The organism is Dyella sp. 01N36 (genome assembly GCF_056399745.1).
In genome coordinates this window covers 21525-33310 of record NZ_JBFTRY010000030.1, presented here as the reverse complement: position 1 = coordinate 33310, position 11786 = coordinate 21525, and the positions used below count along the sequence as shown (strand labels likewise).

Annotated in this window: 11 protein-coding genes and 1 pseudogene; 5 read left to right on the top strand and 7 right to left on the bottom strand. The window is 64.0% G+C overall.

The window, feature by feature from the left end; translation table 11 throughout:
• Positions 1-809, top strand: a pseudogene (locus AC1DMG_RS08685) (TonB-dependent receptor); the annotation flags it as partial.
• Positions 810-910: 101 nt separating this feature from the next.
• On the opposite strand, the gene AC1DMG_RS08680 reads toward AC1DMG_RS08685, so the two are convergent.
• The 4 genes from AC1DMG_RS08680 to AC1DMG_RS08665 form a co-directional block, all read right to left on the bottom strand.
• Positions 911-1414, bottom strand: a complete 504-nt coding sequence (locus tag AC1DMG_RS08680) for a TPM domain-containing protein (protein ID WP_477175366.1) — start codon at positions 1412-1414, stop codon at positions 911-913.
• A gap of 1 nt (position 1415) precedes the next feature.
• Positions 1416-2267: a TPM domain-containing protein gene (locus AC1DMG_RS08675; protein ID WP_477180412.1), complete on the bottom strand. Its 852-nt coding sequence runs from the start codon at positions 2265-2267 to the stop codon at positions 1416-1418.
• A 13-nt stretch (positions 2268-2280) separates the two neighbouring features.
• The gene (locus AC1DMG_RS08670; protein ID WP_441602538.1) at positions 2281-2895 is read right to left on the bottom strand and encodes a LemA family protein; all 615 of its coding nucleotides are present in this window, start codon (positions 2893-2895) and stop codon (positions 2281-2283) included.
• 139 nt (positions 2896-3034) lie between these two features.
• The gene (locus AC1DMG_RS08665) at positions 3035-3409 is read right to left on the bottom strand and encodes a diacylglycerol kinase (protein ID WP_477177955.1); all 375 of its coding nucleotides are present in this window, start codon (positions 3407-3409) and stop codon (positions 3035-3037) included.
• Positions 3410-3642: 233 nt separating this feature from the next.
• Between AC1DMG_RS08665 and AC1DMG_RS08660 the strand changes: the two genes are divergently transcribed.
• The 3 genes from AC1DMG_RS08660 to AC1DMG_RS08650 all read left to right on the top strand — a co-directional run bounded on the left by AC1DMG_RS08660 (position 3643) and on the right by AC1DMG_RS08650 (position 7232).
• Positions 3643-5175, top strand: a complete 1533-nt coding sequence (locus AC1DMG_RS08660; protein ID WP_441602537.1) for a peptide MFS transporter — start codon at positions 3643-3645, stop codon at positions 5173-5175.
• Between the two features lie 119 nt (positions 5176-5294).
• A complete protein-coding gene (locus tag AC1DMG_RS08655) occupies positions 5295-6569 on the top strand; it encodes an ATP-binding protein (protein WP_477177954.1) in 1275 nt (424 codons plus the stop codon).
• Between the two features lie 99 nt (positions 6570-6668).
• The gene (locus AC1DMG_RS08650; RefSeq protein WP_046970362.1) at positions 6669-7232 is read left to right on the top strand and encodes a response regulator transcription factor; all 564 of its coding nucleotides are present in this window, start codon (positions 6669-6671) and stop codon (positions 7230-7232) included.
• Positions 7233-7288: 56 nt separating this feature from the next.
• Here AC1DMG_RS08650 and AC1DMG_RS08645 read toward each other — a convergent pair whose 3' ends face one another.
• Positions 7289-8335, bottom strand: a complete 1047-nt coding sequence (locus tag AC1DMG_RS08645) for an isoaspartyl peptidase/L-asparaginase family protein (protein WP_441602535.1) — start codon at positions 8333-8335, stop codon at positions 7289-7291.
• 233 nt (positions 8336-8568) lie between these two features.
• Here AC1DMG_RS08645 and AC1DMG_RS08640 point away from each other — a divergent pair, with 233 nt between their 5' ends.
• The gene (locus AC1DMG_RS08640; protein ID WP_477180411.1) at positions 8569-9927 is read left to right on the top strand and encodes a 3-oxoacid CoA-transferase; all 1359 of its coding nucleotides are present in this window, start codon (positions 8569-8571) and stop codon (positions 9925-9927) included.
• A 56-nt stretch (positions 9928-9983) separates the two neighbouring features.
• Here the strand turns inward: AC1DMG_RS08640 and AC1DMG_RS08635 are convergent, their stop codons facing one another.
• Positions 9984-10904 (bottom strand): sensor histidine kinase, encoded by a 921-nt coding sequence (locus tag AC1DMG_RS08635; protein WP_477180410.1) that lies wholly within the window; start codon positions 10902-10904, stop codon positions 9984-9986.
• An 84-nt stretch (positions 10905-10988) separates the two neighbouring features.
• Entirely contained in the window at positions 10989-11720 is a 732-nt protein-coding gene (locus AC1DMG_RS08630) for a response regulator transcription factor (protein WP_477180409.1), read from the bottom strand.
• Positions 11721-11786 lie beyond the last annotated feature (66 nt).

Here is an 11786-nt window from a genome sequence, read left to right as displayed (position 1 = left end):
CCCGTACGCTGGGCATGGTCTACAGCCCGCACTACGTGGAAGGCCTGGACTTCACGGTCGACTACTACAACATCTACGTGAAGAACATCATCTCGTCGGTGCTTGCACAGAACATCGTCGACTACTGCTACATCAACGGCGACCAGAACTTCTGCAACAACTTCCAGCGCACGCCGACGGCGACCTCGAACCTCGCAGCAGGCTCGATCTCCTCGCTTAACGAAGGCCTGGCCAACCTGGGCACGCTCAAGACCGAAGGCTACGACGTCGGTATCCACTACCGTCTGCCGGAAACCTCGTTCGGCCGCTTCCGCATCGCTTCGGACAGCACCTACCTGACCAAGTACGAAGTGGTCAGCGGTCCGGGCGCGACGCCGCAGGATCTGGTCGGCTTCATGTCTGGCGGCACCGCCGGCGGCACGGGCGAAGACGGCATGTACCGTCTGCGTTCGAACCTGCAGGTCGATTGGGACTACAAGCAGTTCGGCGCCAGCTGGACGGTGCGTTACTACGCCGGCCTCAAGGACAGCTGCTACACCGCAACTGTCGAGTGCTCCTCGCCGGATTACACCAATCCGTGGTGGGGCACCTATGGCATGAGCCAGAAGGGTTCGGTCGCGTTCAACGACGCACAGTTCCGCTACACCGCGCCGTGGAAGGGTACGTTCTCTGTGGGTGTGAACAACATCTTCAACAAGAAGGGTCCGTACTACTACTCGGTGACCACCTCGGGTACCGGCAGCGCGCCGTACAACCCGGCGTTCGACATCGACCGTTACTGGTACGTGTCGTACAACCAGAAGTTCTAAGCTCGAAAGAGTGCGGCACTTCGAAAAGGCGGGCCTTCGCTCCTACAAGGTCGCTGCGCCCGTGTAGGAGCGCACTTGTGCGCGACCCGCCTTCCAAACAATCAGAGCAATACCGGCCTATCCGGCAATTCGTCCGGCGCATCTTTGTCATTGCCCGGAAAATGCCGCACGAGCAACGCATGCGCCTCGGCAATGCCGTCCAGGCAACCCGGCCGCCACTCGCCGCGGGCGAAGCGCGCCAGCATGTGATCGCGAATCGCATCCCATTCGGATGGTGCGACCACGGCAGCCACGCCGCGGTCGGCAAGAATCACCACGCGGTGCTCCGCCATGAGGATGTAAATCAGCACGCCGCTGTTGTGCTGGGTATCCCATACGTGCAGTTGCGCAAACACCTGCCGTGCGCGGTGTTCTGCGGTCATGCCGGCAAATACCGCGCCGGGCGCCAGCCGCGATTCGATGGCAAAGCACACCTCGCCGTGATGATCGCGCTCACCCTGCGCGATCGCACCGGCCATCTCGTCGAGCAGGCTCTTGGGAAAGCGCTGGCGCAGCTGGAACCAGCCGTCGAACAGATTCATCAGCAGACGTTGTGTGCGCGACATGTCACCAGCTCCCCGATGAACCACCACCGCCGAAACTGCCGCYGCCTCCGCTGAAGCCGCCGCCTCCGCTGCCGCCGCCGAAGCCGCCAAAGCCGCCCCATCCGCCGCCACCGATGGAGCGCCCTCCTCCCCCTGGCAGCAGCATCAGCACGCCACCGATAAGCGCTCCAAAAATGCCGGCGCCCAGCGATGCGGCCAGCAACCACACCAGACCGCCGGTGATCGCAGCACCTATGGGCGTGCGCAACCAGACGGTGGTGCGACCCAAGACGCTGCGCAGGAAGAACGCCGCGAACGCGCCGATCAACAAGACGTGGCCAAAATCGATGCCACGACGACGCTCGCGATTGCCACTCTCCACCGGCGGTGGCAGCGCCTCGCCATTGACCAGCTGAGTGAGCGCGCCCATGGCGTCGTGGATGCCGCCGAAATAATCATTGGTGCGGAATTTTGGCGCGATGTATTCGCGAATGATGCGCGCCGTGGCCGCATCGGGCACGGCGCCTTCCAGCCCATAGCCCACTTCGATGCGCACGCGTCGATCGTTCTTGGCCACCAGCAACAGCAGGCCGTCGTCCGTGCCCTTGCGGCCGATCTTGTTGGCTTCCGCCACGGCCAGTGAATATTCCGCGATGTCCTGCGGCTGCGTGGTGGGCACCATCAGCACGACCAGCTGCGCGCCCTTGGTCTTTTCCAGCGACACCAGCTGTGCATCGAGCTGATCGACCTGCTGCGGCGTCAGCGTGCCGGTGAGGTCGGTGACATGCCGGGTGAGCGTGGGAACGGTTTCATCGGCATGCAGCAGCGCTGGCGGCAGCAAGGCCACCGCCAGCGCGAGCAGCAGGCGCGCCATGCGCCCGATCACGTCAATGCGCCGAGCCAGCGGGCGCCGGGCTGCCGAAGTCGACCGTCGGCGCCGTGGAAATGGCCTTCTCGTTCTCGACCGAGAAGTTCGCCTTGACCTGGTAGCCGAACATCTTCGCCGTGAGATTGTTGGGGAAGGTGCGGATCATCGAGTTGTAATCCTGCACTTCTTTCACGTAGCGGTTGCGTGCCACGGTGATGCGATTCTCGGTGCCTTCCAGCTGCGCCTGCAGGTTCTGGAACAAACCGTCCGCCTTGAGGTTCGGATAGTTCTCGCTGACCACCATCAGGCGCGACAGCGCGCTGGACAGCTCGCCCTGCGCCGCCTGGAACTGCTTGAGCTTCTCGGGGTTGTTCAGATCGTCGGTGGTCAGCTGCGTGCTGCCCACCTTGGCGCGCGCATTGGTGACCTCGGTGAGCACGCGTTCTTCGTGCTGGGCATAGCCCTTCACCGTATTGACCAGGTTGGGCACCAGGTCGGCGCGACGCTGGTACTGGTTGAGCACTTCGGACCAGGCCGCCTTCACCGACTCGTCCTGGCGCTGGATGGCGTTATATCCGCAGCCCGAGAGGCCGGCGGCGACCAACAGCAAGGCGAGGACACGAAGAAGTTTCATGGGGGTGCTCCAATCCGGTGGAGGGCCCATTGCAGCATCCCGCATGTGACGGCGCAATCTTACGGAGTCTTAGATTCCGTCCCGAAGCGCGCCGGCGTGGCCACCGCACTCGCCGTCATTCCGGCCCAGGCAGCAAAAATCAGCCGACCCAGCGTGGCCACAGGATGAGACCCCAGCTCAGCGCCGTCATGGTCAGCAGCAGGAACACCGCCGCTGAACCCATGTCCTTGGCGCGGCCGGCCAGCTCGTGGAATTCGGGGCTGACCTTGTCCACCACCGCCTCTACGGCCGAATTGAGCAGCTCGGCCGACAGCACCAGCACCGGCGGCAGGATCAGGGCGATCTTTTCCAGCGGGCCATTGCCCAGCCACAGGCCCAGCGGCACCAGGACCACGGCGATGCCTACCTCCATGCGGAACGAGGCCTCGTGGCGCCAGCCCGCTTGCAGTCCTTTCATGGACCACTTGAAGGCGTTCCAGATTTGCCGGGGCCCGCGGAAGCCGGTAGCGGCCATGGTGTCGTCCTCTGTGAGATTGCGGCGCAGCCGCGCCCGTGCTCGACGGGCATAAGACCTCGATTTTGCCATATCCCCCCGCAGGCGGGCAGACCGCAGGTTTCTGCATGCGGCAGTGCAACGTCAACTGAATGAATGTTGGGTTACGCTTCCCCACTTTGTGACCCCGTCAGGGGTTACGCGAGCCGGTCGCCCCGCGCGGCCGTTGTTAGAAACGCAGTACGGACAATTGAATGGCAATCCAGAATCCACCGGTCTCGCAGACCCGCTCGTTCAGCACCGTGTTCCTGATCGAGATGTGGGAGCGCTTCGGCTTCTACGGCATGCAGGTGTTGATGGTCACCTACATGATGAAGAAGCTCGGCTTCATCGATACCAAGGCCAATCTCGTATGGGGCGCGGCCGCTGCCTTGATCTACGCCACGCCCGCCATCGGCGGCTGGGTCGGCGACAAGCTCATCGGCACCCGTCGCACCATGGTCACCGGCGCGGTCGTGCTCGCACTGGGCTACGCGATGCTGTGGATTCCTTCCAACGATCCAACGCTCACCTATGTGTCGCTGGGCGTGATCATTGTCGGCAACGGCTTCTTCAAGCCCAACGCCGGCAACCTCGTGCGCAAGATCTACGAGGGCGACGACGTCCGCATCGATAGCGCGTTCACCATCTACTACATGGCAGTGAACGTCGGCTCGATGGTTTCGATGACGGCCACGCCCTGGATCCGCGACTACGTGGGCGCGCACTACGGCGACGCCATGGGCTGGCATACCGCGTTCGGCGCCTGCGCCGTGGGCCTGGTGCTTGGCCTGATCAATTACTCGCTGATGCATCGCACGCTGGCCCACATCGGCTCGCCCCCGGATGAACAGCCGGTGCAGCTCAAGCGCGTGTTTGCGCTGGTCGCTGCGTCGCTGGTGCTGGTGGTGGTGGCGGCTTTCATCCTGCAGAGCCTGCTCGCCGCCAAGATCTGCGTGTACCTCGCGGGCATCGTGATCCTGGGCATCTTCGTGCACCTGATCCGCAACGCCGGCAAGGGTGAGCGCGCGGGCTTGATTGCCGCCCTGGTGCTCACCGTGCAGACGATATTCTTCTTCATCTTCTACGCGCAGATGGCGACCTCGCTGAACCTGTTCGCGCAGAAGAACGTGAACCTCTCGTTCGACGTGTTCGGTGTCCATGTCTTCAACTGGATTCCCGAGCAATACCAGAACCTCAACGCGATCTGGATCGTGCTGCTGAGTCCGGTGCTGGTGGCGATCTACAACGGCCTGGGCCGTGTGGGCAAGGATCCGTCGGTGGCGTTCAAGTTCGCGCTTGGCTTTGCCGCGGTGGCCATCGGTTTCTTCATGTACGGCATCGGTGCCATGAGCGCCGTCGCCGGCCAGGTGTCGTCGTGGACGATGGTCTGGGGCTACGGCTTCTACTCGCTGGGCGAGCTGCTGGTGAGCGGCCTGGGCCTGGCCATGATTGCCCGCTACGTGCCGGCGCGCATGGGCGGCTTCATGATGGGTGCCTACTACGTGGCCGTGGGTATTTCGCAGTACCTCGGCAGCGTGGTGGCCAATATCGCCGCGATGCCCGAGAACATCAGCAGTCCGGTCGAGTCGCTGAACATCTACGTCAGCCTGTTCAACAAGCTCGGCTTCGTCGGCATCGCCTGCACGGTGATCGCCGTGGTCATGCTGCCGCTGATGAACAAGCTTTCGCGCAGCCACGCTGAAGTGCATACGCCGCTGCCGGCCGTGCACAGCGAAGAAGTCTGATCGAACCCACTCGCCCCGCTCGCCGGGGCGAGTTTTTATGGGCGGCCGCCAGGCGCAAAGTGACGCAGCGGCCCGCACCTACGCCGGGCGGATGGCCCAAACCGGCTAACATCGCCGGCATGAAACGCGCCTCCACCCAGCAACGCATCGGCCCCCGCACCCTGTTCCGCAGCCTCGCCTGGCTGCGCATCTGCGCCATTGCCGGCCAGAGCACCGCCGTGCTGGTGTGCGCGCTGTGGATGCACATGGATATCCCGCTGCTTCCGCTGATGGTGGGCATCGGGCTGCTGGCGGTGTTCGCCATGTTCGCCGCCTGGCGCCTCACCCAGCCCTGGCCCATCCGGCAGTGGGAAACCATCGTGCACGTGGGCGTGGATACCCTGGTGCTCGGTTACTTGCTGCATTTCACCGGCGGCGCGAGCAACCCGTTCATCACCCTGCTGCTGATCCCGATCGCGCTGAGCGCGGCGGCGCTGACCGTCAACGCAGTGCTTGTAGTGGCGGCACTGGTCGGCGCGGCTTATGCGGTGCTGCTGTCCTGGTATGTGCCGCTGCCCGTACCCATGCACTCCACCAGCGGCTTCTCGCTGCACGTGCTCGGCATGGGCGTGAACTTCGTAATCATGGCCGTGCTGCTGGGCTTCTTCATCAACCGTCTGGCCCGCGCTGCACGGCTGCAGCAACTGGAGATGCAGAAGGTCCGCGAACGCGCGCTGCGCGACGAAGGTATCCTCGCCATCGCCACCCAGGCCGCCGGCGCCGCGCACGAACTCAATACGCCGCTGTCGACCATGCGCACGCTGCTGCCCGAACTTCGCCGCGAGCATGCCGGCGACACAGCACTCGCCGAGGATCTCGAACTGCTCGAAGGCCAGGTGGATCGCTGCCGCACCATCCTTCGCGAGATGGTGGCGTTCGGCAAGGCGCAGCTGTCGCAAGAGCCCGAGCCACTCACCGTCGACAAGTTCATCCATGGCTGCCTGGAACGCTTCCAGCTGCTGCGGCCGGAAGCCGACCTGGCCCTGGCCCTGGATCAGGAGGCCGCGCGCACCGTGCTGCGTACGCCGCCTGGCCTGCGCCACGCCCTGCTCAACCTGCTGAACAACGCAGCGGACGCATCAGCGATCAACCAATCCCAGGCCGTCGCCCTCACCGTGCGCCGCGATGACGGCTGGCTGGAGCTGATCGTGGCCGACCATGGCCCGGGCTTTGCCGATCCCACCGGCGAATTGTCCGAACTGGGCCGCTCGCACAAACAGAGCGGACTGGGCATCGGCCTCGCCCTGGCCGAAGCCACCGCCGAACGCCTGGCCGGCGAGCTGATCGCACTCAATACCGGGCACGGCGCCCAGATGCGCCTGCGCCTGCCGCTGGCGGTGATTGCCGCGCCATAATCGGCTGCGGCGGATAGCCACAGTGGCAGATGGCCACATGTGAATGCCTTGTCGCAGCGGCGAAAATGCACGCATCGGCACTGCGCCGAGGAGAGCAAGATGAGTGACCAGCAACTACTGATTGTCGATGACGACGCCACATTTGCCCGCGTCCTGGCGCGCGCGCTCAGTTCACGCGGCTTCGAAGTGATCACCGCCAGCAACGCCGACGAAGCCCGCGCGCTCACCCGCCGCCACCAGCCCCGCTACTGCGTGCTCGACCTGAAACTGGGTGAAGAAAACGGCCTGCGCCTGATTCCCGAACTGCAGGCGTTGGTACCGGAAATCCGCGTGCTGCTGTTGACCGGTTACGCATCCATTGCCACCGCCGTGGAAGCGATCAAGCGCGGCGCACACGACTACCTGGCCAAGCCGGTCGACGCTGACGCCGTAGTGCGCGCCCTGCTCGACGGTGACACCACCGCCAGCGAAGACGACGTCATCGACGCACCGGAAGCGCCGCTGGCCCTGCGTCGCCTGGAGTGGGAACACATCCAGCGCGTACTCACTGAGTGCGACGGCAATATCTCCGAAACGGCGCGTCGCCTGGGCATGCACCGCCGCACGCTGCAGCGCAAGCTGAGCAAGCATCCGGTGCGCGAGCGGCCGGACAACGAAGAGTAAGTACTTGAGAGATGCAGGCGGCGACGTCATGCCGCCTGTGTTGCGAAAGGCGAACGTTACGGCTGCGACGATGAACCGACAGGCGCAGGCAACGGATCGGCCGCACCATCATCCTCATCGCCATAGATCGCCACGTGCGGCACGCCGTCGGCGCCAATCCAGCCGCGGTACATGCCGTCGGTATTGAACGGCATGGTGACCGTGCCTTTCGCATCCAGCGCAATGGCGCCGCCATTGCCGCCCATCGACGGAATTTCCTGATTGATCACCTCGGCCGCCGCGCGGCGCAGCGGCACGCGCATCTGCGTCACCCGCATGCAGATCTCGTGTGCGGCCACGGTGCGGATGTAGTACTCGCCCCAGCCGGTGCCGGACACTGCGCAGCCGGAGTTGGCATAGGTGCCGGCGCCGATGATCGGCGAGTCGCCGACGCGGCCCCAGCGCTTGTCCGTCATACCGCCCGTGGAGGTACCGGCGGCCAGATGGCCTTGCGCATCCAGTGCCACCGCACCGACCGTGCCGAAGTGTTTGGCCGTCTCCACGTCCGAATGCTTCTCGTCGTTGGCGTCTTCCTTGAGCGCCTTCTGCAACTGCTGCCAGCGTTCTTCCGTGCGGAAGTAGGCTGGGTCAACCAAGGTGATGCCGACCTGCTTGGCGAATTCCTCGGCACCATCGCCCACCATCATCACGTGCTGRGATTTTTCCATCACCGCGCGTGCCAATAAGATGGGGTTCTTCACCCGATGCACGCCTGCGACGGAGCCGGCCTCAAGCGTGAAACCGTTCATGATGGCGGCGTCCATTTCATTCTTGCCGTCGTGGGTGAAGACCGAACCCTTGCCTGCGTTGAAATTGGGGTCGTCTTCCAGCACGGTGATGGCCGCCGATACGGCATCCACCGCCGTCTTGCCCGCTTTCAGTTGGGTGTAACCGCTTTGCAGCGCCTGCGTCAGCGCCGCGCGTATGGCCTTTTCCCTGGCCGGGCTCATCTCGCGCTTGATGACGCCGGCGCCGCCATGGATCACCAACACCGGCGAGGCCGCCTGGCTCGTGGACACGATGCCCAGCGCCGCGACGGCGACGATAAGACGGCTGAACTTCACGGACGACACTCCCCACCTCGTTGGCATGGAGTATAGCCAGCCACCTCACCATGCTCATCCGGATGGTTGCGGCTTTGAAAACGGGGGAACGCGAATGTCGCCGGCGCCGAAGAAAGCACCGTCGATGGCGCCGTTGAGCCATTCGTGGCGACCAGCGACCTTCGTCCGGCATGGTCGGTCACCAATCCGTCGTATCCTTGGCAACTGGCTCTCCCCTGCAAGAAGGCATCGCAATGGACAAGGTTTATGCAAGCGCAGCGCAAGCCCTCGACGGCCTGCTGTTCGACGACATGACGATCGCCGCCGGCGGCTTCGGCTTGTGCGGCATTCCCGAAAACCTGATCGGCGCGCTGCTGGCCGCCGGCACCAAGGGACTCACCATCGTCGGCAACAATGCCGGTGTGGATGACTTCGGCATGGGTCCGCTGCTCAAGACCCGCCAGGTCAAGCGCGTATATGCCTCCTACGTAGGCGAGAACAAGGAATTCGAGCGCCAGGTGCTGGCCGGCGAACTGGAATTGCACCTGGTGCCGCAAGGCACSCTGGCCGAGAAGCTGCGCGCMGGCGGCKCGGGCATCCCGGGCTTCTACACGCGCACCGCGTTCGGCACCAAGCTGGCCGAAGGCAAAGAGACCAAGGTGTTCGACGGCAAGGAATACGTGCTGGAGGAAGCCATCCACGCCGACGTGTCGATCGTCAAAGCGTGGAAGGGCGATCGCCTGGGCAACCTGGTGTTCCGCGAGACCGCGCGCAACTTCAATCCGATGATCGCCACCTGCGGCAAGGTCTGCGTGGCCGAGGTCGAAGAACTGGTCGAAGTGGGCACGCTCGATCCGAACAATGTGCATGTGCCGGGCATCTACGTCGACCGCGTCATCCAGGGGCCGTCGTACGAGAAGCGCATCGAGTTCCGCACCATCGCCGGCGCCAACACCGGCAAGGAAAGCCCGATCCGCACCGCGATGGCGCAGCGCGCCGCGAAGRAATTGCAGGACGGCTTCTACGTGAACCTGGGCATCGGCMTSCCGACSCTGGTGGCCAATTACATTCCGCCGGGCATGGACGTCACGTTGCAGTCGGAAAACGGCCTGCTCGGCATCGGCCCGTTCCCGGACGATGCCCATGTCGATCCCGATCTGATCAACGCCGGCAAGCAGACCATCACCGCCCTGCCCGGCTCGAGCTTCTTCTCCAGCGCCGAGTCGTTCGCGATGATCCGCGGCGGCCATGTGGATCTGTCCATCCTCGGCGGCCTGGAGGTGTCGTGCACCGGCGATATCGCCAACTGGATGGTGCCGGGCAAGATGGTGAAGGGACCGGGCGGCGCGATGGATCTGGTCAGCGGTGTGAAGCGCGTGGTGGTGCTGATGGAACACACCGCCAAAGACGGCACGCCCAAGATCAAGAACCAGTGCGACCTGCCCATCACCGGCAAGGAATGCGTGGACCTGATCATCACCGACTTGTGCGTGTTCTCGGTGGAAAAGGGCAAGGGCATCACGCTGATCGAACTGCATGATGGCGTCACGCTGGAAGACGTGAAGGCGAAGACGGGTTGCGACTTCACGGTGAACGCGTCGCTGAAGCAGTAAGCGCTATCCAAGCGGCCTGCCGGCAAGCCCCGGCGGGCCGCGATACCTCGCGTGGGTTACGCCGTCACCGGCGTCGATTCCGGAAAACGGATGCGCGCGATGTGACGATGCCCTTCGCGGGTCTGCAATTCCAGCGGCCAATGGAAGCGCTCGCTGATGCGCTGCGCGATGGCCAGTTCGAAACCATGCCGGTTCGCGCCCTGCGAGGGCAAGGGCTCGCCGCGATGCGACACCGTCACTACACCCGGCAACACGGCAATCACCACCGTGCCACCTTCCGCCTGCTGGCAGGCATTGCGGATGAGCTGCCAGCACAACACCGCAAACACACGCGGCGAACCGTGCAACACGAAGCGCGCCGGCTCTTCGAGTTCGATGCTGATGGGACGTCCTTCCAGCATCTCCATCACGTCGGGCAACTCGTGGCGGATCACGTCGTTGACGACGAAATCTTCCTCGGTCAATCCGTTGTCCGACTCGCGGGCAAGAATCAGCAGCGCCTCCACCAGGGCTTCCATTTCGCGCGTGGAACGCTTGATGCGCTGTACCGAGCGCTGGCCGAATTCGCCCAGCGACGCATCGTCGGCGAGCATGTCGGCGGACATCTTGATCACCGTGAGCGGGCTGCGCAGTTCGTGGCTCGCATCGCGCGTGAAATTTCGCTCGCGCTGGTTGTAGCCGGCAATGCGATTGRCAAATCCGTAGAGGCTGCTGGCCAGCGTGGCCACGTCGGCGTCGGTGCGTCGTGGCAATTGGTCCGGACGCCAGCCATCGAGGCCGGTGGATTGTTCGTCCCAGTCACTGACGGCCTGGGCAAGTCGACTCACCGGCGCCCACTGGCGTCGTGCCGCAAACCAGGAGAGCGCACTGATGATCACGATGAGCACCAGCACCGCGCTCACCGGAGCGACGTTGTACAAGCCCATCAGGCAAACGATCACGATGGCCAGCAGTTGCAAGCCAAATATGATCGCCATGCGTCGATGATACAGCCCGCGGCGGAACGCCCGCGCGGGCTGTGCACTACCCCTGCTGGCCATAATCAACTCATGCTTGCGCGATCATGCCGGCTGCGAGGCAGATGCCACCTCCGACTCGAGATCGGCAAGGCGATATCCAGCGGAGTGGATGGTGTGCAGCAGGGGGCGGTCAAAGGGTTTGTCGATGACGCGGCGCAGGTTGTAGAGATGGGAACGCAGGGTGTCCGAATCGGGCAGCGTATCGCCCCAGATCTCGCGCTCGATGTCGCGCCGGCTGACCACGCGCGGCGATTCGCGCATCAGGATGGCCAATAGCTTCAGGCCGATCGGCGACACGGTGAGCTCCTGCCCGCCGCGCACGAGTCGCAACGTGGCGGTATCGAGCGTCATGTCGCCCACGGTGAGGATTTCGGTGGAGACCTGGCGACGGTCACGGCGAATGAGTGCACGCAGGCGTGCTTCCAGTTCGCGTACCTCGAAGGGCTTCACCAGGTAATCATCGGCGCCGGCCTCAAGACCGACGAGCTTGTCTTCCAGCGTGTCGCGCGCGGTCAGCATCAGCACCGGCGTGGACTTMTTGGCATCGCGGCGCAGCTTGCGGCATACGTCCAGGCCGTCCATGCCCGGCAACATCAGGTCGAGGACGACCACGTCATAGCTGTTGGAGACGGCCAGATGAAGACCGCTGACGCCATCGGCGGCATAGTCCACCGAATAGCCGCGCCGCTCGAGAAATTCGCCGACCATTTCAGCGATCTGGCGGTTGTCTTCGACCAGAAGGATTAGTCCTGCTTGTTCGTCGCGCGAGCTCATCCGTACCTCCTGAAGCTGATTTCACAAAGGTGAACAGCTAACGACCGGCGTCGTGAGGGTCACGTG